At 65.6% G+C, this 20,834-nt stretch carries 15 protein-coding genes; 13 read left to right on the top strand and 2 right to left on the bottom strand.

Going from position 1 to position 20,834, the window contains the following annotated elements; all coding sequences use genetic code 11:
• From ACFOW7_RS20770 to ACFOW7_RS20710, 13 genes are all read left to right on the top strand, one after another.
• Nucleotides 1–1,155 carry a UDP-N-acetylglucosamine 2-epimerase gene (locus ACFOW7_RS20770; protein WP_378168275.1) on the top strand — a complete coding sequence of 385 codons (1,155 nt, stop codon included), beginning with the start codon at nt 1–3 and terminating at the stop codon, nt 1,153–1,155.
• Nucleotides 1,155–2,441: an oligosaccharide flippase family protein gene (locus tag ACFOW7_RS20765; protein ID WP_378168273.1), complete on the top strand. Its 1,287-nt coding sequence runs from the start codon at nt 1,155–1,157 to the stop codon at nt 2,439–2,441. Before ACFOW7_RS20770 ends, ACFOW7_RS20765 begins: the two co-directional genes overlap by 1 nt.
• A gap of 10 nt (nt 2,442–2,451) precedes the next feature.
• On the top strand, nt 2,452–3,228 hold the full coding sequence (locus ACFOW7_RS20760) for a hypothetical protein (protein WP_378168270.1): 777 nt from the start codon (nt 2,452–2,454) through the stop codon (nt 3,226–3,228).
• An 88-nt stretch (nt 3,229–3,316) separates the two neighbouring features.
• A complete protein-coding gene (gmd, locus tag ACFOW7_RS20755) occupies nt 3,317–4,399 on the top strand; it encodes a GDP-mannose 4,6-dehydratase (protein ID WP_378168268.1) in 1,083 nt (360 codons plus the stop codon).
• A 10-nt stretch (nt 4,400–4,409) separates the two neighbouring features.
• Nucleotides 4,410–5,342, top strand: a complete 933-nt coding sequence (locus tag ACFOW7_RS20750; RefSeq protein ID WP_378168266.1) for a GDP-L-fucose synthase family protein — start codon at nt 4,410–4,412, stop codon at nt 5,340–5,342.
• A 258-nt stretch (nt 5,343–5,600) separates the two neighbouring features.
• Entirely contained in the window at nt 5,601–6,785 is a 1,185-nt protein-coding gene (locus ACFOW7_RS20745; protein WP_378168264.1) for a DegT/DnrJ/EryC1/StrS family aminotransferase, read from the top strand.
• A 2-nt stretch (nt 6,786–6,787) separates the two neighbouring features.
• Nucleotides 6,788–8,410: a DUF2079 domain-containing protein gene (locus tag ACFOW7_RS20740; protein WP_378168262.1), complete on the top strand. Its 1,623-nt coding sequence runs from the start codon at nt 6,788–6,790 to the stop codon at nt 8,408–8,410.
• Nucleotides 8,407–11,697: a hypothetical protein gene (locus ACFOW7_RS20735; RefSeq protein ID WP_378168260.1), complete on the top strand. Its 3,291-nt coding sequence runs from the start codon at nt 8,407–8,409 to the stop codon at nt 11,695–11,697. Before ACFOW7_RS20740 ends, ACFOW7_RS20735 begins: the two co-directional genes overlap by 4 nt.
• On the top strand, nt 11,698–12,873 hold the full coding sequence (locus ACFOW7_RS20730) for an oligosaccharide flippase family protein (protein ID WP_378168258.1): 1,176 nt from the start codon (nt 11,698–11,700) through the stop codon (nt 12,871–12,873).
• On the top strand, nt 12,864–13,973 hold the full coding sequence (locus tag ACFOW7_RS20725) for a glycosyltransferase (protein ID WP_378168256.1): 1,110 nt from the start codon (nt 12,864–12,866) through the stop codon (nt 13,971–13,973). Before ACFOW7_RS20730 ends, ACFOW7_RS20725 begins: the two co-directional genes overlap by 10 nt.
• Before the next feature lie 14 nt (nt 13,974–13,987).
• Nucleotides 13,988–15,427 (top strand): mannose-1-phosphate guanylyltransferase/mannose-6-phosphate isomerase, encoded by a 1,440-nt coding sequence (locus tag ACFOW7_RS20720; protein WP_378168254.1) that lies wholly within the window; start codon nt 13,988–13,990, stop codon nt 15,425–15,427.
• A gap of 6 nt (nt 15,428–15,433) precedes the next feature.
• A complete protein-coding gene (locus tag ACFOW7_RS20715) occupies nt 15,434–16,798 on the top strand; it encodes a phosphomannomutase CpsG (RefSeq protein WP_378168252.1) in 1,365 nt (454 codons plus the stop codon).
• 168 nt (nt 16,799–16,966) lie between these two features.
• On the top strand, nt 16,967–18,634 hold the full coding sequence (locus ACFOW7_RS20710; RefSeq protein WP_378168250.1) for a hypothetical protein: 1,668 nt from the start codon (nt 16,967–16,969) through the stop codon (nt 18,632–18,634).
• Nucleotides 18,635–18,852: 218 nt separating this feature from the next.
• Here ACFOW7_RS20710 and ACFOW7_RS20705 read toward each other — a convergent pair whose 3' ends face one another.
• Together ACFOW7_RS20705 and ACFOW7_RS20700 are read right to left on the bottom strand one after the other, a co-directional pair.
• The gene (locus ACFOW7_RS20705; protein WP_378168248.1) at nt 18,853–19,869 is read right to left on the bottom strand and encodes a tetratricopeptide repeat protein; all 1,017 of its coding nucleotides are present in this window, start codon (nt 19,867–19,869) and stop codon (nt 18,853–18,855) included.
• A gap of 110 nt (nt 19,870–19,979) precedes the next feature.
• Nucleotides 19,980–20,834: an ExeA family protein gene (locus tag ACFOW7_RS20700; protein WP_378168246.1), complete on the bottom strand. Its 855-nt coding sequence runs from the start codon at nt 20,832–20,834 to the stop codon at nt 19,980–19,982.

Here is a 20,834-nt window from a genome sequence, read left to right as displayed (position 1 = left end):
ATGGCCTATTCGACGATTTATTTCTTCATCGGCACCACGGCCGAGCTGATCAAGATGATGCCGGTGATGCGGGCCTGTGCCCGGCGCGGCATCGAGTTCCAGTTGCTGGCCTCGGGCCAGAACGATATCGAGCGCAGTGAGTTATTAAAATATTGTGAAAAACAGGCGCCTGATTTGGTCCTGTTTAGAGGCCAAATTAAAAAGAGTGCGCTAGGACTGCTCTGGTGGTTCGTGCGCACCTTCTGCTCGGCGTTCTGGCAACTGCGGCCACTGTTTCGCCGCCATCGTCGTGGCGAGGCGGTGCTGGTGGTCCATGGCGACACCGTATCGACGGTGATGGGGGCGCTGCTGGGGCGGCTTCATGGTCTTGATGTGGCCCATGTCGAAGCGGGATTGCGCTCGTTTGACTACTTCCATCCGTTTCCCGAGGAAATCGACCGGGTGATCACTTCGCGGCTGGCGACCCTGCATTTCTGCCCCAATGGCTGGGCGGTGGGCAATCTGCAAAAGCGGCGCGGCGACAAGATCGATACCGGCCATAACACCCTGCTCGACGCGCTGGCCCTGGCGCAGGCCGAGGCCGAGCCGTCGCCGCGGCTGGCGCCACTGCGCGACGAACCTTATTTCGTATTTGTGCTGCATCGGCAGGAAAACCTGTTCGACGACCAGCTGGTGCGCGATCTGGTCGGCCGGGCGATTGCCCAGTCGCGTTGGATGCGCTGCGTTTTCATCCTGCACCATCTGACCGAAGTGCATCTGCGCCGGCTTAACCTGCTGGAAGTGCTGCGCGAGCAGCCCAATATCACCCTGTTCGAGCGGCTGCCCTATATCGAATTCATGCAGTTGCTGGCAGGCGCCGACCATGTGGTCACCGACGGTGGCTCCAACCAGGAGGAGTGCTACTACCTCGGCAAGCCCTGTCTGGTGTTGCGAAATGTGACCGAACGGACCGAAGGGCTCGAGCACAATGTGGTGCTAAGCCGGCTCGACCCGGCGGTGATCGACGCCTTCCTGGCCGAACCCGGCCGCTATGCCCGGCCACCGATCAGGGTCGATGAGCGGCCCAGCGATATCATCGCCGCCCGGCTGGGCGGCGAGGTGGCGCACCGGGCCGGTGCGCCCGGTCGCGAGCAGCTTGCGGTGGGACAGTCCTGATGAGCGAACCTACGGCGCAGGAGCAGGCGGCGCAGACCCGCAAGCTGGTCGGTTCCTCGGCCTATCTGTTTCTTACCTCGATTGTCGGCGGGGTGCTGGGCTACGCCTACTCGGTGGCGATGGGCCGGATGCTCAGGCCCGAGGAATACGGACTGCTCGGGGCGCTGCTGGCGCTGGTGCCCATCCTCAGCGTACCGATGACTACGGTCAATATCGCCGTGACCCGGCGGTTTTCGCAGCATCTGGCGCTGGGCGAGAAGGCGGCGATCGGCGCGCTGTTCTGGCGCGTGCAGACCCGGCTATTGCTGTTTGGCGCGGTGGGGCTTGCACTGTTTGCGCTGGCCTCGGTGCCGCTCCAGCATATGCTGCGCTCGCCTGAGCTGTTGCCGGTGCTGTTCATCGGTCTGAATCTGTTCTTCGTCCTGCTGCTGCCGATCGCCAACGGCCTGGCCCAGGCCCGCCATCGCTTCGGTTTCATCGCCATGCTCAATGTGCTGGGACCGCTTGCCAAGCTGCTGGGCAGCGCACTGTTCGTGGCACTGGGCTGGGGAGTCGGTGGGGCGGCGCTCGGGCTTGCGCTGGCGACCGGGGTGCTGGCCGCAGTCGGGATAGGCTATTGCTGGCGCCGGCTCGACACGCCGTGGCAGCGCCCGCAACAGGTGCCGGGGCTGCCCTGGCGTTCGCTGCTGCCGGTGTTTCTGGCCACGCTTGCCTTCAATCTGATGTTCCAGATCGACGTGCTGCTGGCCAAGTCCTTCCTCGATCCGCGCCATGCCGGTTTCTACGCCGCCGCCGCGACCCTCGGCAAGGCGGTGATGTATCTGCCCTCGTCGATTGTGGTACCGCTGTTTCCGATGGCGGCGGCCGGCGACACGCTGCGCCACGACACGGCCCATCTGCTCAAGAAGGCGATCTTGCTGACGCTCGGGCTGACGCTGGCCGGGGCGGTGTTCTATCTGCTGCTGGCCGAGCCGGTGACGGTGCTGCTGTTTGGCGAACCTTACCGCGAAGCGGCGCGCATTCTGCGTTTCTACGGTTTTGCCATGGTGCCGATGGCGCTGGTGATGGTGCTTGAACACTATCTGCTGGCCCAGGGCCGTTTACTGTTCGCCTATCTGGTCTTTGGCGCCACCCCGATCCTGATCGGTGGCGGCTGGCTGTGGCGTGACGACCCGATCAATCTGGTCTGGCTGATGCTGGCCGTAGGACTGGCCATCGTCGCCATCGCCGCCTGGCTGATGCGCCGCCGGCCGGCTTCGTCGGCGGCGGCCTTCCCCCAACCCTAGCGCTGAGACGATGAACGATTTCGCCATCCTGATCCTGTCCTGCGACAAGTACGCCGACCTGTGGCGGCCGTTTCTCGAGCAGTGGCGCCGCCGTTTTCCCGACAACCCGTATCCGGTCTACTTCGGCAGCAATCAAGTGCCGTGTGAGGAGCCCGGTGTGCTGCCGCTGCTGTCGGGGCCGGACCGCGACTGGTCGAGCAGCTTCCGCGCCATCCTGCGCCAGGTGCCGGCGCGCAAGGTGTTCGTGCTGCTCGAAGATCTGCTGGTCGCCACCCCGATCAAGCAAGACGAGTTTGCCCATTGCGTGCGCTTTATGCTCGAGCGCGATGCCCATCATCTCAAATACTGGAACCAGATCAAGGCCGACCGGCCGACCGACGACCCGCTGTTTGCCGAATTCGCCCGGGGCGCGCCATATCGGGCGACCGTCGCGGCGTTCTGGGATCGCGACTATCTGCTGCAACTGCTGCTCGATGGCGAGAATCCATGGAATTTCGAGATCATGGGTTCGTACCGCACCGCCTATAGCGACGGTTTCTACGGCATGACCAGACCGCTGTTCGAATTCGTCAATCTGGTCGAGAAGGGCAGCTGGATTCCCGCCTCGCTCGACTGGGCCAAGCGCGAGGGTGTGGCGCTCGAACTCGAGCGCCGGCCGGTGCTGGCCGGGCGCCGGGGCCTGCTGGCCCAGCTTCAGGTGTTCTATTTCGAGCGCATGATACGGCTGCCGTGGCAGACCCGCCTGCGTTGGATGAACCGGATTCGCCGTGCCCTGATTTCCTATTGAGTTGAGCTGGGCAAGCATCTGGCAGGATAGATTTGATTCTTTCTATAGTCCTTACTGGATAAGGCACGGAAAACGGAGATTACTCACCATGAAGACCGCACTGATTACCGGCATCACCGGCCAGGATGGCGCCTACCTGGCCGAGCTGCTGCTGGCCAAGGGTTATGTGGTCCACGGTATCAAGCGCCGTACCTCCTTGATCAATACCGGCCGGATCGACCATCTGTTCCAGGACCCGCATACGCCCGACCCGCGTCTGATCCTGCACTACGGCGATATGACCGATTCACTGTCGCTGGTACGGACCATCCAGAAGATCCAGCCCGACGAAATCTACAATCTGGCGGCGCAAAGCCATGTGGCGGTGTCGTTCGAAGAGCCCGAGTACACGGCCAACTCCGATGCGCTGGGTCCGCTGCGGGTGCTCGAAGCGATCCGCATCCTCGGGCTGGAGAAGAAGACCCGCTTCTACCAGGCGTCCACTTCCGAGCTGTATGGCCTGGTGCAGGAAGTGCCGCAGCGCGAAACCACGCCGTTCTACCCGCGTTCGCCCTATGCCGCGGCCAAGCTGTACGCCTACTGGATCACCGTCAATTACCGCGAGGCCTACGGCATCTATGCCTGCAACGGCATTCTGTTCAACCACGAGTCGCCGATCCGGGGCGAGACCTTCGTCACGCGCAAGATCACCCGGGCGCTGGCGCGGATCAAGCTCGGCATGCAGGACAAGCTCTATCTGGGCAATCTGGACGCCCGGCGCGACTGGGGTCATGCGCGTGACTATGTGGAAGCGCAGTGGCTGATGTTGCAGCAGGACAAGCCGCAGGACTTCGTGATCGCCACCGGTATCCAGTACAGCGTGCGCCAGTTTGTCGAGGCGGCGGCGCTGGAACTGGGCATGAAGCTGCGCTGGGAAGGCGAGGGCGTCAACGAGCGCGGCTACGACGAGTCGGGCCGGGCGGTCGTGCTGGTCGATCCGCGCTATTTCCGCCCGACCGAGGTCGAAACGCTGCTGGGCGATGCCAGCCGCGCCCGGCAGGAACTGGGCTGGACGCCGCGCACCCCGTTTGCCGAACTGGTGCGCGAGATGGCCCAGGCCGATCTCGCGCTGGCCCAGCGCGACCGACTGTGCGAAGCCGAGGGTTTCCAGCCCGTCGGCGGCCGTGAGTGAGGCCGGCACGATGCGCATTCTTCTGACCGGCGCGGGCGGCATGGTCGGCCGCAATCTGCTCGATCATCACGCCATCGCCGATTTCGAGCTGCTGACGCCTCGGCGCAGCGACCTCGATCTGACCGATTACGCGGCCACGCTGCGTTATCTCGAGGCGCGGCAGCCCGATCTGGTGATCCATGCTGCCGGCACCGTGGGCGGGATCCAGGCCAATATTCGCGAGCCGGTGCGTTTTCTGGTCGAGAACCTCGATATGGGCCGCAATATCGTGCTGGCGGCCCGGGCTGCGGGCGTGCCGCGTCTGCTCAATCTGGGCAGTTCGTGCATGTTTCCGCGCAATGCCCCCAACCCGCTGGTCGAGGAAGCCGTATTGCAGGGCGAGCTCGAACCGACCAACGAAGGCTATGCCCTGGCCAAGGTCACGGTGGCCCGGCTGTGCGATTACGTCGGCCGCGAGAACCCGGCCCTGTCCTACAAGACCCTGATCCCGTGCAATCTGTACGGCCGGCACGACAAGTTCTCGCCCGGGGTGTCGCATCTGGTGCCGGCGATCATCCACAAGGTCCATGAGGCCAAGCTCGCCGGCGACGATTCGGTCGAGATCTGGGGCGATGGCACGGCGCGGCGCGAATTTCTCTACGCCGGCGACCTGGCCGACTGCCTGGTCGAGGCGATCGGGCGCTTTGACAGCCTGCCTGCCCTGATGAATGTCGGGCTCGGACACGACTACAGCATCAACGACTACTACCGGATGATTGCCGAGGTGATCGGCTACCGGGGCGGCTTCCATCACGATCTGAGCCGGCCGGTCGGCATGGCGCAGAAGCTGGTGGACACGCGCCGAGCCGAAGCCTGGGGCTGGCGCGCCCGCACTTCGCTCGCCGACGGTGCGGCACGGACCTACGACTACTATCTGCGCCAGCGGGCCGAGCAGGGCTGGTAGTCGCTGCGGGGCGAGCTACGGCGTCCGCGTCCGAGCTGACCTGAGGCTGGGCGGGCCGCGAGAGATCAGTCCGACGCCTGTTCGATGGCTCCGCGTGCCATCAGATAGGCGGACAGCGCATGCAGTCTTGACAAGACAGCCGATTAATTAACTTTGTGACAAAGAAGCGCCATTGCTCACGGGATATACAAACAATTTTGCCAATATCCTGCAAGAAAAAGATTTGTGAGCGGCGTCCAGATAACTAGGGGATTTGCGATGCACAGCGACAAGCGCTATCAACTGGCCAGTACCACCTGGGACGAGGCCGAATATGCGGCCATGCAGTCGGTGATCGAATCGGGCATGTTCACCATGGGTGAGCGGGTGGCTCGCTTCGAGCGTGAATTCGCCGCCTATGCCGGCTCGCGCTATGCGGTGATGGCCAGTTCCGGCTCGGCGGCCAATCTGTTGATGGTGGCGGCGCTGTGCTACCGCAAGGAAGGCCGGCTTGAGCGCGGCGACGAGGTGATCGTGCCGGCCGTGTCGTGGAGCACCACCTACTACCCACTCTATCAATACGGCCTGAAGCTCAAATTCGTCGATATCGACCGCGACACCCTCAACTACGACCTCGACCGGCTTGCCGAAGCGCTGACGGACCGCACCCGGCTGATCATGGCGGTCAATCTGCTGGGCAACGCCAATGACTTTGGCCGGATCAGGGAGATCGTCGGCAGCCGCCCCATCACCCTGATCGAAGACAACTGCGAATCGATGGGGGCGCTCTATCAGGGGCGCCAGACCGGCACCTTTGGCGTGATGGGCAGCTACAGCTCCTTCTTCAGCCACCATATCTCGACCATGGAAGGCGGGCTGGTGGTGACCGACGATGAGGAGCTCTATCACCTGCTGCTCTGTCTGCGGGCCCATGGCTGGACCCGCAATCTGCCCAAATTCAACCATGTCTGCGGCGAGAAGTCCGATGACCCGTTCCGCGAATCGTTCCGTTTCGTGCTGCCGGGCTATAACGTGCGGCCGCTTGAACTGAGCGGAGCGCTGGGCAGCGAGCAGCTGAAAAAGCTGCCCGGCATGATCGAGGTGCGGCGCGCCAACGCCGAGCGCTTTCTGGCGCTGCTGCGCGACTACCCGTACCTGCGGCCGCAGCGTGAAGTGGGGCAGAGCAGCTGGTTCGGCTTCAGCATGGTGATCGCCCCCGAGGCGCCGTTCGATCGCGACGCGTTGGTGGCGGCGCTGACGGCCCATGGCATCGAATGCCGTCCGATCGTGGCGGGCAATTTCGCCAAGAACGAGGTGGTGTCCTGGTTCGATCATGAAATCCAGGGCGAGCTGCAAAACGCCGACTGGATCGACCGTCACGGCCTGTTTATCGGCAATCACCACTATCCGCTCGACGCCGAGTTCGACCTGCTGCGCCGCGCGCTCGACACGCTGCCGCGCTGACGATGGCGCTGACCTTGTCGCAGCCCGTCCCGGCACGGGAGGGCCTGGTGCGGACTGCGCCGGCGAGCCGCTGGCAGCTTGGCCTGCTGCTGCTTCTGGCGCTGCTGCCGGCCTTGATGGCAGTGCTCAAATATCAGGCACTGGCCAGCAACTGGTTCGATCTGGGCCTGTTTGAGACCGACTTCCACAATCTGCTGCAACCGGGTGGTCATGGCCATGCCTTCTATGGCCATGCCCAGCCGCTGATGCCGCTCTATGCCTGGCTGTACCAGGCGTCCGGTGCACCGGGGATACTGGCTCTCCAGGGCCTGAGCCTGACGCTGCCGGCCCTGTGGCTATGGCGGCACTATGGCTTTCTGCCGGCGCTGGCCTGTCTGCTCTACTACCCGCTCTGGGTCAACGCACTGTTCGATTTCCATTTCGACCATCTGGCGGTGCCGTTGCTGTGCGGCTTCTATCTGGCCTATGAACGCGGCCGGATCGGCTGGGCGGTGGTCTGGGCACTGGCGCTTTGTCTGGTCAAGGAGCCGTTTGCCTTGCAGACGGCAGCCTGCGGTCTGTTTCTGTACTGGCGGGCCTGGCTCGGCCGGCGTGAAGCGGGAGTCGGGCGGCTGCTGGCGGCCGGGACGCTGCTGGTCCTTGCGGGCTTTGGCTGGTTCTATATCGCCACGCACTGGCTGATTCCCTATTTCACCGGCTCGCACGGCGGACTCGATGCCGGCGCCTTTGCCTGGCTCGGCAACGGCCTGGGCGCCATGCTGAAGACCTTGGCGACCCAGCCCTGGCTATTGCTGCTCGAACCCTTGCAGACCCCGGGCAAGCTGGTCTATCTGGCGGTGATCTTCGGTCTGCTGGCGGGGTTGCCGCTGTTGCGTCCAGGCTGGCTGATTCCGGCACTGCCGCCCTTGGCGATTGCCATGCTGGCGCGCAGCGAGAACTACTACAGCTATGGCAACCACTATACGGCCGGCCTGATCGTGCCGCTGATGGTGGCGTTCGCCCATGGGCTGGCCTGGCTGGAGCGCAGGTGGCGCGGGCGGGGCCGGTCGCTGCGGGCGCTGTACCTGCCGCTTGTGCTGTTGTTGCTGGCCGGGCACGCGCTGTTCACTTCTTCGCCGATCGGGCGTCTGTTCTGGAGCGATAAGGTCTGGAGCTATCGCAAGGAGGCTTATCTGAGCGATGCACGCAGCGAGCGGATCAAGTCGGCCTTGCTGCGCCATGTTCCGGCCGATCCGACTCGCACGGTGGCGGTGCAAAATCCGCTCAACTGGGGCCATCTGCCCAGGCGTCATGGCTATTTCGCCTTTCCCGATGCGGTATTGGCGCCCAAGCCGCTGCCCGACTGGTCGCAGCACGATCTGGCCGGGCTTTATCGTTTCGTCACCGACGGCACCGCGGCGCCATCGCCGCTGGGCGAGCCTCGCTGGGCCGACTATGTGGTGCTCGATATGCGGCGGCCCTGGTTCGTGCTCGACCGGGGCTGCGACTGGCGCTACGACCGCTGCCACGACCAGACCGTCGCCGCCCGCTATCTCGACGCGGTGGCCCAGACCCGCCGTCGTTATGCCGTGGTCCATGAGGACGACGGCTTCCTTATCCTGCAACGGAACGCCGTCACCCCATGACCCGTCGACCCTGCCTGTCCTTTTTCCGTCTGCTGTTTGTCCTGCTGCTGTGGCTGAGCGGTCTGTCGAGCCACGCCGACACCGTGGCGGCTTTCGGTCAGCCGCTGGTGCCGGGCTACTGGGGGCGGGTGGAACAGCCGATCGAGCCTGGCAACCCGCTCTATGCCGACCGCTACCAGCTACGGGCCAAGCTGCTGCCAAGGCTGGCCTCGGCGACGGTGGTCGAGCGTGGTGTCGATCTCGGTCTCACTGCCGCCGGTGAGCGGCGTCAGCCGCTGGCGGTGCCGGCTGGTGTCTCGCTGGCCGACTTCGACGAGCTGTGGATAGATCACGGCGCGCCCGGACGTTGCGATATCCGGCTCGAACTGAGCGCCGGGGCGGTGCAGCTGCGCGGCGAATCGCTGCTCGACCGCGATGGCGTGCTGCTTAATTTGCAGCCTTCCCAGGCCGTCTGGATGGAAAAGGATTTCCTCTATCTATTGCGACGCCAGCTGGGGCTGGCTGACGACGGTCACTGGCGCTATGCCCGCGATGGCGACTTCACCGTGATGCAAAAGCGCTTCCATGTGCCCCTGAGCTATGCCGAGACGCTGGAATTTGAATTCCCGAGCGGCACGGTGCTGAGCGGGATCAATCTGTTCATCAGCGAGGGCGAACACCAGCGGCCAAGCCGGCTGCTGTCAGGCGGCGACTTCACCAGCGATACCCACGACGATGGGGTACGCACCCGGGTGCGCCTTCATCTTGGTCAGACCATGACCGACTACCGCAATCGGAACCAGTCGGTCTATCTTGCCGAGGCCCTGGTCTTTTACCAGGGCACGCCTGAACAGGTGGTGCGCGACAAGCCGCTGCGCCGCATGACCCTGATCGGCGCCCAGGCGCCGCAGCAGGCCGTGGTGACCGGGTCGGCCGTGCCACTTGCCTTGCAGACCCGCCAATTGACGGCGACGGGCTGGCGCACGGTGGCCGATCTGCGGACCCGGGCGCGCGAGCACGATAACGGCATGCCGCTGCGCTCGGCCGTGCTGACGGCCGAAGGCGATGCGCTGTGCCGGCCGAGTTTCGAGCGGGTACGGCTGGTCAAACTCGCCGAAGTGGGGCTGCCGCGCTACCAGGTCGACACGGCCCGTCTCCTGGAAACCCTGGGCGGCCCGTTTCTGCTGCGGCCGGGCGACCCGGACCGGCTCGAATGGCTGGCGTTCGCCGCCCAGTTGCCGCTGGCGCAGGCCAAGCCCTTGCCACAGCGGCGCGAGGAAGGTGAATTCGAGCTGGCGGGCTGGGGGGCGACGCTTCGGCTGGACGGTCCACGCGCAGTCCCGACGGTTGGCGCAGACGGTCTGACCTTCAAGGACAGCGGGACCGTGACGCTCGATTGGGCCGTCGATATTGCCGTGGCGCCCGAATTGCGGCTGACCGTGCAATTGACCCATGGTGCGGCCCAGTTTCCTTCGCTGCCGCTCGATGTCGAACTGGCCGACGGTCGGCGGGTGGAGCTGCGGCTGCAACCCAATCGGCCGCTATGGCTGGGCCATTATCTGCCGCCGACCAGTCGGATACGGTCGCTGCGGCTGCGTTTCGTGCCCGGTGAAACGGCCGGACCGTGGACCTTGGGCGACCTGAGCGTATTTCGCCCCTATCTGGTGCCGGCGACTGCCGCCTTTGCCTCGCCCCGGCCGGGCTGGGGCAAGTTCTCCCCGACCATCGAAGCAGCGAGGGCGGCGCCGACCGACCAGCTGGGCACCGAGGCCGGCCGGCTGGTGGCGACCTTGCAACCGGACGGCAGCGTCGAGCGGCTGCTTCAGTGGCGCACCCCACTCGGGCTGCCGGCGCGCGATCTGTTGCAGCTGAGGCTCGATTACCGGCTCGATACGGCGCTGGCCCAGGGCTGCTGGCTGGAATTGGCGATGACGGGCAGTCAGGGCGGCCGCTACCAACGGCAATGGTGTCCGCACGATGGCAGTATCGAAGAGGGGCTGGCGCCTGCCATGGCTGCGCATTTCGCCCCCGATGAAACGGTGGAGGCCATTGAATGGCGTGCTCGACTCCAGGTCGAGCAGCCTGCCCAGACCGGCTTTGCCGTCTCTGTGGGACTGTCGTCGCGGCCGTCGGCCCGTGCTGTCCTCGAGCGCGGCGTCGCGCTGCAACTTGGCGCCGAACGGCGTTTGCCGCAGCCGCTGTCGGCAACAGTGCAGGCGGCTTTCGAGGGCGGCGGTGTGCCGGTCTGGCTCGACTATGGCCAATGGGCGGTAGGGACCGGGCAGCGGATGCCCCTATTGCGGCTTGCCGAGAACGAACTGTTCGAATTGAAGCGGCTGACGCTGCTTGGCAGTGCGCTGCTGTCGCCGGCGGTGGAGAACTGGCGCGTGTCGCTGCGCCCACCCGCGCCTCCGCCCGGCCCCGGCAAGCTCAGTAAACTTGCCGGTGGTCTGGTGGCGGGCGTATTGCTCTGGTTGGGCTGGCGCTATGGTGTCTTGCAGTCGCTATGGCGCACGGTCGTGGCACTGCTGCGCTGGCTGGTCTGGGCACTGAGCCACACACTGGGCCTGGCCGGGCGCATGCTGAGTCGTCTGGCCAGCCGGTCACGCTGGCTGAATTACGGTGCGGTGCTGTTGGCCTTGGCGCTGCTATGGCTGGCTGGTGCCGGCGCGCGCGGGGCGGTCTGGCTCGGTGGTGGCGGGATATTCCTGCTGCTGGCCTCGGGCTGGCATCTCGGGCGCTGGAGCGGGCTTGCGCCCTTGCATCAGGCGCTGGGACGGCGCTGGCTGATGCTCGCCTGGCTGGGTTGGGCCGCCTGGATGGTCGGGGCTTATGGTCTGCCGCGCGATGGGCTGGTGCTCGCTGCGCTGCTCGGTCCGCTCTGGTGCTATAGCGTGATGCTGCGCGGCGGCGTCGCGCGGGCGCTGCGCTCGGTGCGGCTGGCGCCGGTTCTGCTGTTGCTGGCGGCGCTTGCCTGCTATCTGCTTGGCTTGTCACGCAAGGCCGAAGCCGGGGAGAGCGCCTGGTTCACTGCCGGTGCGCTGCTGCTGATCGGGTTGTGGTGGAAGCTCAGTCGCATGGCGCAACCGTGGGTGACGCGACGCTGGCCCATTCTGGCCGGTCGGCTCTACAGCGCCCCGGGTGGCCCGCTGTTTCTGGGCGGCCTGCTGGCGCTGGCGGCTTCCGCCGTGCTGTTGTGGCTTGGCATGAGCCAGCTTGCTGCCCATGTGGCGACCTTGTTCTTCTACCAGCTATGCCTCGGTGCGGCCTTTGACGTGGTAGCGCACTGGCGGCAGCGGACGGTCTAGGTGCTGGCGCGGGCCTGGGCCAGCCAGACGCTGGCCACGCTGTGGGTGGCGCTGGTGTCGATGCTGCTGGTGTTCGTGCTGGGCCGCTGGCTGGGTCCGGCCGGTTTTGGCCAGTACAACTATGTGCTGACGGTGGCGACGCTGGTGGCCATCTTGCAGGATGGCGGCTTCAAGACTCTGTTGCAGCGCGAGTCGGCCTCGTCGGGTCTGGGCATCGATGGCGAGCGCTTACTGGGCTTTGCTCTGGGCCATCTGCTGTGGGTGACGCTTGCAGCGCTCCTGCTGGTCACCGTGCTGGGCCGGCCCGACAGCGTGGCGATTGCCTGGGCAATCCTCGCCCTGGGGCTGCTGGCCGTGGCCAACTATCTGTCGGCCTGCTGGCGCGGCCAGGGCCATTTCGGTCGCGATGCACTATGGCAGGTCGGCCTGCGCAGTCTGACGGCGCTCACGCTACTGCTGGCGCTGTGGCTGTGGCAAGCGGGCACCGAAGCGGCCTTTGCCGGTTGGGCGCTCGGGGTGGCGCTGGCCTTGCTGCTGGTCGGTTTCCGGGCACGGCCGCAATGGCGGCCGCCGGCGGCGGTGTATCGGGCGGCCGGGGCGTTCTTGCTGATCGATCTGGCGACGGCGGTGTATTTCCGTATCGATATCGTGCTGCTGCGCCACTGCGGCATTCCCGATGCCGATATTGGCCGCTATGCCGCCGCCTACCGATTGTTTGAAGGTGGTGTCTTGCTGCTGGCGCCTGCTGCCACCGTATTCTTCCGTGAACTGCGGCTGCGCTGGCAGGACCCGTTGGCGCTGCGGCCCGTATTGCGCCGAGCGCTGGTGGGCGTCACGCTGGTGGCGCTGCTGGGCGCGATGCTCGGATTCTGGTTGGCGCCCTGGGTGCTGCGGCTTGCCTATGGTCCAGGCTATGAGGCGGCGGCACCGCTGCTGGGCTGGCTGCTGCTGGCCTTTTTACTGGTGGCGCCCAACTATGTGCTGACCCAGGCGGCGGTGGCGCTCAACCGGGAGCGGCTGTATGCGCTGGCAGTCTGTGTCGCGGCCGTGGTCAATATCGGGCTCAATCTGTGGCTGTTGCCGCAGGTGGGCGTGGTCGGGGCGGCCTGGGCCAGTATCGGTACGGAATTGTGTTTGTTGCTGTTTCTGGCGTGGGGAGTGCGTTCTTGGCTGTAAAAGGTATCGTTCTATACGATTTTCTGCTGGTGCGTGGCGGGGCCGAGCGCCTGACGCTCGATCTGGTGCGCGGTCTGCCCGGGGTCGATCTGTGTGTGGGCTATCGCGACCCCCAAGCATTCCCGGCCGAGGAGATCGCCGATCTTCACTGCCACGACCTTGCCGCCGCCACCGCCTTGCCGGGCTGGCGCACCCTCAAGGTGATGCGTGCCTTTGCCGGACCCGCCACCCGTTTTCTGGCCGATTACGACTGGGCGCTGTTCAGCGGCTCTAATGCGCCGCTGGCGGTCCGTCACCGGCTGGGCGGGCGCAATCTCTACTACTGCCATACCCTGCCGCGTTTCGTGTATGACCTGCGTGACTATTACCTCAAGCGTTTCCCGCTGCCGCTGCGCCCGGCGCTGCTGGCACTGATGGCCTATGTAAAGCCGCGTTACGAAGCCTCGATGGCGGCCATGGATACCCTGATCGCCAACTCCGAAAATGTCCGTGGCCGCCTGCGCCGCTATCTGGGGCGCGACGCGACGGTGGTCAATCCTCCGATCGATACCGAACGCTTTCGCTGGCGCCAGCAGGGCGACTATTTCCTGTCGCTGGCGCGGCTTGAGGATTTCAAACGGGTCGATCTGATCATCGAAGCGTTCCGCCGTCTGCCTTCGCAGCAACTGGTGGTGGCCTCGGGCGGCTCGCAGGCCGAGCGGCTGCGCCGGCTCGCCGATGGCCTGCCCAATGTGCGCTTCACTTCCTGGCTCAATGACCAGCAACTGGCCGAGCTGATCGGCGGCGCCCGCGCCACCATTTATATTCCGCGCGACGAGGATTTCGGCATGTCGCCGGTCGAGAGCATGGCAGCCGGCAAGCCGGTGATCGGGGTGGCCGAGGGCGGTCTGCTCGAAACCGTGCTCGATGGCGAGACCGGGCTGATGCTGCCTGCCGACCCGACGGTCGAGCATCTGATCGAGGCCGTGTCTGCGCTCAGCGCCGATCGGGCCTTGGCGATGCGCCATGCGGCCGAAGCCCGGGCCCAACTGTTTTCGCGCGCCCGCTTTATCGAGCGGATGCGTGCCGTGATCGAGGCCGCGCCTGCGGCCGTCCGTTAAATCTGGAGAGCGTCTTGGCCACATCGACCCTGATACCCGTGATTCTGTCCGGCGGCGCCGGCACCCGGCTGTGGCCGGCTTCGCGCGCGGCCTATCCCAAGCCTTTCCTGCCGCTTGCCGATGGCCAGAACCTGTTGCAGAAGACCTGGCTGCGCGCTGCTGCCCTGCCCGGCGTCGAGCGGCTGCTCACCGTCACCAACCGCGACTACTACTTCCTGTCGCAGGACGCGGCCCGCTCGCTTGGCCGCGAGCTTGGCTGTCCGCAGCACTACCTGCTCGAGCCGGTGGGCCGCAATACCGCGCCGGCGCTGGCGCTGGCCGCTTTCTATGCCGCTGAGCGGCATGGCCCGGACAGTGTGCTGCTGGCGCTGGCTGCCGACCATGCGATCGACGCCGACGAGCGCTTCAGCGCCGCCGTGGCGCTGGCTGCCCGGCTGGCAGCTCAGGGCGAGCTGGTGACGTTCGGCATCCGCCCGACCGAGCCGCACACGGGCTATGGCTATATCGAGCTGGGCGAGCCGCTCGATATGGGTGGCCGTCGCGTGGCCCGCTTCGTCGAAAAGCCCGACGCCGTCACTGCCTGCGCTTACCTCGAAGGCGGCCGCCATCTGTGGAATGCTGGCATCTTCTGCTTCAGCGCCACGACCCTGCTCGATGCCCTGGCGCGTCATTGCCCCGACTGGTTCGAGGCCGCTTCAGCGGTCTGGCAGGCAAGCCGCGAGCAAAGCGAGGGTGACTGGCTGCAATTCGATGCCGAGCGCTTTGCCGCGCTGCCCGATATTTCGATCGACTACGCCTTGATGGAGAAAGCCGACAATGTCGCGGTAGTCCCGGCCGAATTCGGCTGGAGCGATGTCGGCTCCTGGACGGCCCTGGCCGAACTGACGCCCGCCGATGCCGAGGGCAACCGGGTGCGCGGCGAGGCGGTGCTGGTCGATACCCACAACACCTTTATCCAGGGTGGCAGCCGGCTGGTGGCCACGGTCGGCATCGACGACGCCGTGATCGTCGACACGCCCGATGCCCTGCTGGTTGCCCATCGCGACCGGGTGCAGGACGTCAAGAAAGTGGTGGAGCGGCTCAAGCGCGACAACCACGAGTCCTATCGTCTCCATCGCACCGTGGCGCGGCCCTGGGGCACCTACACCGTGCTCGAGGAAGCGGAGCGCTTCAAGATCAAGCGCATCGTGGTCAAGCCCGGTGGCTCCCTGTCCTTGCAGATGCACCACCACCGCAGCGAACACTGGATCGTGGTGAGCGGCACGGCCCGGGTGGTCAACGACGAGCGCGAATTCCTGGTGCGTACCAATGAATCGACCTATATCCCGGCCGGCCATCGCCATCGGCTGACCAATCCCGGCGTGATCGATCTGGTGATGATCGAAGTGCAGAGCGGCGATTATCTGGGCGAGGACGATATTGTCCGTTTTGAAGACCTGTACGGCCGGCGTTGAGGGGGAATGATGAATCTGAGCTGTTTCAAGGCCTACGATATCCGTGGCCGGCTGCCTGACGAACTCAATGAGGAAGTGGCGTATCGGATCGGTCGCGCCTTTGCCGACATCGAACAGGCGCGCCGGGTGGTGGTGGGGGGGGATGTCCGTCTCTCGACGCCGGCGCTCAAGGCGGCGCTGGCGCGCGGCCTGCGGGAGGGCGGCGCCGATGTGATCGATATCGGCCTGGCCGGCACCGAGGAAATCTACTTTGCCGCCTGGCACCTCGAGGTGGACGGCGGCATCGTCGTCACCGCCAGCCATAACCCGGCCGACTACAACGGCATGAAGCTGGTGCGGGGCGGCGCGCGGCCGATCAGTGGCGATTCGGGGCTCGACGCGATCCGCCGTCTGGCCGAAAGCGGTCAATTCGCTGCGGCGGAGCGGGTCGGCACGCTGTCGGCCACTTGCCTGCTCGGGCCCTATATCGCGCATCTGCTGAGCTATATCGAACCGACGGCGCTGCGGCCGCTGAAACTGGTGGTCAACGCCGGCAACGGTGCGGCGGGGCATGTGGTGGATGCGCTCGAAGCCGCGCTGGCTGCGGCCGGTGCCCGGATCGACTGGGTAAAGCTCCACCACGAACCCGATGGCACCTTTCCGCACGGTATTCCCAATCCGCTGCTGCCCGAATGCCGGGCCGACACGGCCGAGGCGGTGCGGCGCCATGGCGCCGATCTCGGGATTGCCTGGGATGGCGACTTCGACCGCTGCTTTCTGTTCGACGAGCGCGGTGAATTCATCGAGGGCTATTACATCGTCGGCCTGCTGGCGGAAGCCTTCCTGGCCCGCCACCCGGGCGCGCGCATCATCCACGATCCGCGCCTGACCTGGAATACGGTCGAGCTGGTCGAAGCGGGCGGCGGGGTGCCGGTGCAAAGCAAGACCGGTCACGCTTTCATCAAGGAGCGGATGCGGCTCGAAGACGCCATCTACGGTGGCGAGATGAGTGCGCACCACTATTTCCGCGACTTTGCCTACTGCGACAGCGGCATGATTCCGTGGCTGTTGCTGATCGAACTGATCAGTCGGCGCGGCCAGCCCTTGTCGGCGCTGGTCGGGGAGCGGATGAGCCGCTATCCGGCCTCGGGCGAGATCAACCGGCGACTGGCTGACCCCGTGGCGGCCGTTGAGCGGGTACGCGAGCGTTACCGGGCCGAAGCACTGATCGAAGACAGGACCGATGGCCTGAGCCTCGAATTTGCCGATTGGCGCTTCAATCTGCGCAGTTCCAATACCGAGCCTTTGCTGCGGCTCAATGTCGAGAGCCGGGCTGATCCGGCACTGATGCGGCAGAAGACCGACGAGATTCTGGCGCTGCTGGAAGCCTGATTGCCAGCTATGCGTAACAGTTATATCTATAAGTAGATAATTGCAATAACTGGCGTTGCATCTAGCCATTTATTCATGCGAAAAACGCATAGCTGCTACGCCGCTTGCCGGGCTCGTCCGTGCCCGGCACCGATTCCCTTTTCGCAACCATAGATAGGTCGAGCACCCATGATGCTTGCGCATTCTCCTTCGTCTGCCGGCTGGTCGGCACGCTCGCTGCCGCCGCTGCTTGGGCCGGTGCTGGTCTTTGCCTGTTATCTGGTGATGGTGGCCCGCCATACCCAGAACATTCCCTACTGGGACGACTACGACGCCATCCTGATTGCCCTGCTCGATCTGCATCGTGACGGCAACTGGTTCAACTTCCTGTTTCACCCGCATGTGGACCATCTGATCGTGCCGGTCAAATTGCTCGGTGAAGTGCAATGGCGCCTGTTCGGCCGGGTCGATTTCGCCTGGTATATCTATCTGGGCAATCTGAGCCTGTTCGGGCTCTATCTGTGCTGGCGGGCGACCTTTCCGCATTTGCGCGAGCGGCCGCTGTGGCAGGTGATGGCGGCACTGGCGCTGTTCAATCTGAGTTATTGGGAAGCCAGCATCTGGGCGATGACGGCGCTGTCCAATCTGCCGGTGCTGGTGCTTGCCTGGGCTTCCCTGGTCTGGCTGGCGCGGCCGAGCCGGGGAGCGTTCGGTCTGGGGCTGGGTCTGGCCGTGCTGGCCACCTTTACCCAGGGCAATGGTCTGCTGCTGTTTGCCGCCGGCGTACTGGTGCTCGTGCCGCAGCGGCGCTGGCGGGCGCTGGCGCTGTGGCTGCTCGTCGGGGCGGCGTTGGCGGCGTTCTATATCGGTCTGCGCCAGTATTTCGTGGTCGATACCAAGATTGCCAATGCCTCGACCCTGCTGTTGAGCCGGCCGCACGAAGTGCTGATGTTCTTCCTGGCCTTTATCGGGGCCGGTTTCAGGGCTGCCCATGCGGCGATGGCGGCGGGCGCACTGCTGCTGATCGGGCTGGCGCTGGCGTGGTGGCGCGTGCCGACTTCGCGCTCGCCGGTGCTGCTGGCCTGGTTGGGGTTGCTGCTGCTGAGCGCGCTGGCCGCGACCTGGAGCCGGGCCAGCATCGGGGTCGAGGCGGCCTTGAGTTCGCGCTATTCGCTCTATGGCTGTCTGTTGCTGGCGCTGCTGATCGGGATGGCCGCACCGGCCATCGACCAGATGGGCCGTGGCCGAAAGGTGTTGAGCTGGCTGCTGATGGCGCTGTTGGCCGTGGGCTGGGTGGCCACCTACCGGGTGAACAAGGCCGAGCTGCGTCAGCATTACGACAATAATCTGGCCTTGCAGGCCGAGCCGGGCACCTGTTCGGTCTATGCCTATCCGGGCCAGACCCATGCGGCCAAGGCCCTGGCCGAGGCGCGGGCGACCGGATTGTTTCCGATCGATCGGATCCGCAACTGCGTGGATATCGAATCGTCCTGGCTGTCCGATTGGCCGCCTGCCGTGCGCGCCGATGGTTCGCTTGACCGGATCACGGTCGAAGGTGCTGCCGTGGTGGCGGTAGGCTGGGTCAGGCTGCCCGATACGCTGCCTGAGCGCCGGCTCGAACTGTCTGCGCCTGTGGCGCCCAGCAAGATCGAACTTGCCTCGCTGGACCGGCCCGATGTTGCCGTCGCCCTGTCCGACCCGGGCCTGCGCCGCAGTGGCTTTATCCTGCGGCTTGAATATCCCTCAACCGAGGCAGCCAATGCCGCCTTGTTGAGTCTGTGCCTGGGTTATCGCGGCGCCGACGGCCAGCGGGTGGTTCTGCCGCACCGGGCGGCCGAGTGCCTGCTGGGGCAGTAAAGACCTGTCCAGCGAACCCACTTCCGGGTCCGGTCAGCCTGTATCGGACCCGTCTCTCCCGCCCATTCCCTTAAAGATGGCGTCCAAGCCTGCCAAACCGTAAGCGGCGCCATGCACCATGGTGGTCTCCTGTGCAGAGGATGGCCGGGGACGCGATGGCGGCTTACGAGCTTCGGTTCGGCTGCTTGGTCAAGTGGACGCTGTGTTGCAGATGCCTATCAAGGCATTTTGCTGGGCAGGTCGGCTGTCCCCGTGGCCGTTCGCTCGGACGCTTGAGCGGGCGCCGCTTCGGCCTGTCCGCCTAGGTTCAAGGTCTGGCTGATCGCCGCCCGCAAGCGCTCATCGGCCTGCGGCAGCGCCAGCGCCAGCTGCTGCCGCCCGGCTTCGCGCTCGCCTTGGGCGATCAGCGCAAATCCCAATCCTGCTCTTGCCCGGACCGACCGCGGTGCCAGCGCCAGCGCTGCCCGGTAATGGTCGAGTGCCGTTCCCAGTTGTCCTGCCCGCTGCTCCAGCGTGGCCAGCAAGGTCAGATAGTCCGCCTGGTTTCTTCCTGCCGGCAGATGGCTCCGTAGCGTGGCTAGCGCCGTCGTCTCGGCGCCGCGCCCAAGCTGTAGGGTGGCGAGCCGCTGTGCCACCTCGGCTTCGGAACGCGCGGCCAGCCCTCGCTCCAACACCACTTCGGCCGAACGTGGCCGGTTCTCCATTTCCCAGGCCCGGGCCAGCAGCAGGCGGGCTGCGGCATTGCCCGGATCAAGCCCCAGCGCGGCGACCAGCTCGATCTTGGCAGGGCCCGAGCGGTCCAGATCGAGCTGGCGCCGTGCAGCCCAGAGATGGAGGGCGATGGCCTGTTTCTGGCTGGTCGGGTCGAGGCCGGGGCGCTTGGGCGGCGTCGGAGTCTCTTCCAGCGCAATGGCCGGAGCCGGGGCGGGTGGCGTTTGGGCTCGAGGCGGCGCGGTGACCGCGGCTGCTAGGGGGCTTGGCGGGACCGTAGCGGGAGCGGGAGAGGCCGGCGTCGGGGCGCTGATCGGCTGGCTTGCTACGACAGGCGCGGTAGGTGGGGGCTCCGACCGCGTCAGCCACCAGAAGCCACCTGCGCCGGCCAAGAGTGGCGGAATCAACCACCAGCGCCATAAGACCCGGGGCGGTGGCGGCTCGACGGCGGCCACCCGGGCGGGCAGGGCTTGCAGGCCCTGGCGCTGTGCCAGATCGCGCAGAACGGTATTGAGGACGCTCATGGCGGTTTTTTCGTTTCCTTGCCAAATAATCTAATCAGCGCCATTACTAGACATAACGCTGAGGGGGAGAAGCGAAGCAGGTGCTGCTTTTGTCTGTTCGCTTGGCTCGCTCATGTCCCTAACCAGGCCGGCAGCCTAGCCTCGGCATGGGCCAGCCAGCGCCGTGGTGCGGCCGGCGTATCGAGTGCCGCCTGAGCGACATCGGCAGCCCGAACGCGCCGCTGGCCCCGGCCATAAAGCAGCAGCAGGGTCTTGTGGGCCAGGATATTGATCAGACGCGGCACCCCGCCGCTGTAGCGATACAGCGCGGCCGCCGCCGCCTGACTGAACAGCGGTGCCCCGCGGTAGCCGGCGGTGCCGAGCCGGTGGCCGAGGTAGGCGTCCAGCTCCTCGCGCGCCAGCACGCCCAGCCGGTGGCTGAAGGCGATACGCTGGGCGAACTGGCGCAGCTCGCGCCGCGCCAGCCGCTGATCGAGTTCGGGTTGGCCAAACAGCACGACTTGCAGCAGTTTCTGCTTCTCGGTTTCGAGGTTGCCAAGCAGCCGCAGCGTCTCCAGCCCCTCATCGGACATCGCCTGCGCCTCATCAAGACACAGCACGACCCGCCGCCCGCGTGCCGCCTGCTCGATCAAGGCGCCATGAAGCGCCTGAAGCGGCTCCTCGGCCCGAAAGTCGGCAAGCCCCAATTCACTCGCGATGGCGCTGAGGATGGCCGGGGGCGTCAGGCAGGGATTGGGCAGAAAAGCACTGAGGCAGTCGGCTTCGAGCGCAGCCAGGAAAGTGCGGCACAGCAGCGTCTTGCCTGTGCCGACTTCCCCGGTGATCTTGATAAAGCCTTCGCCGGCGCTGCTTGCCAGCAGCAAGGTATTGAGTGCCGCCTGATGCTGCCAGCCGGCATAGAAGAAGGCGGTATCGGGCAGCAGGGCGAAGGGCGGGGCATGCAGGCCCAGATAGTCGAGGTACAT

Origin of the sequence: Chitinimonas lacunae (assembly GCF_042650885.1) — a bacterium.
GTDB lineage: Bacteria > Pseudomonadota > Gammaproteobacteria > Burkholderiales > Chitinimonadaceae > Chitinimonas_A > Chitinimonas_A lacunae.
This window is presented reverse-complemented; position numbering and strand designations above follow the sequence as displayed.

Coding starts and splice junctions, on each gene's coding strand:
- ACFOW7_RS20770 (WP_378168275.1), top strand. CDS start 1: ATGGCCTATTCGACGATTTATTTCTTCATCGGCACCACGGCCGAGCTG.
- ACFOW7_RS20765 (WP_378168273.1), top strand. CDS start 1,155: ATGAGCGAACCTACGGCGCAGGAGCAGGCGGCGCAGACCCGCAAGCTG.
- ACFOW7_RS20760 (WP_378168270.1), top strand. CDS start 2,452: ATGAACGATTTCGCCATCCTGATCCTGTCCTGCGACAAGTACGCCGAC.
- gmd (WP_378168268.1), top strand. CDS start 3,317: ATGAAGACCGCACTGATTACCGGCATCACCGGCCAGGATGGCGCCTAC.
- ACFOW7_RS20750 (WP_378168266.1), top strand. CDS start 4,410: ATGCGCATTCTTCTGACCGGCGCGGGCGGCATGGTCGGCCGCAATCTG.
- ACFOW7_RS20745 (WP_378168264.1), top strand. CDS start 5,601: ATGCACAGCGACAAGCGCTATCAACTGGCCAGTACCACCTGGGACGAG.
- ACFOW7_RS20740 (WP_378168262.1), top strand. CDS start 6,788: ATGGCGCTGACCTTGTCGCAGCCCGTCCCGGCACGGGAGGGCCTGGTG.
- ACFOW7_RS20735 (WP_378168260.1), top strand. CDS start 8,407: ATGACCCGTCGACCCTGCCTGTCCTTTTTCCGTCTGCTGTTTGTCCTG.
- ACFOW7_RS20715 (WP_378168252.1), top strand. CDS start 15,434: ATGATGAATCTGAGCTGTTTCAAGGCCTACGATATCCGTGGCCGGCTG.
- ACFOW7_RS20710 (WP_378168250.1), top strand. CDS start 16,967: ATGATGCTTGCGCATTCTCCTTCGTCTGCCGGCTGGTCGGCACGCTCG.
- ACFOW7_RS20705 (WP_378168248.1), bottom strand. CDS start 19,869: ATGAGCGTCCTCAATACCGTTCTGCGCGATCTGGCACAGCGCCAGGGC.
- ACFOW7_RS20700 (WP_378168246.1), bottom strand. CDS start 20,834: ATGTACCTCGACTATCTGGGCCTGCATGCCCCGCCCTTCGCCCTGCTG.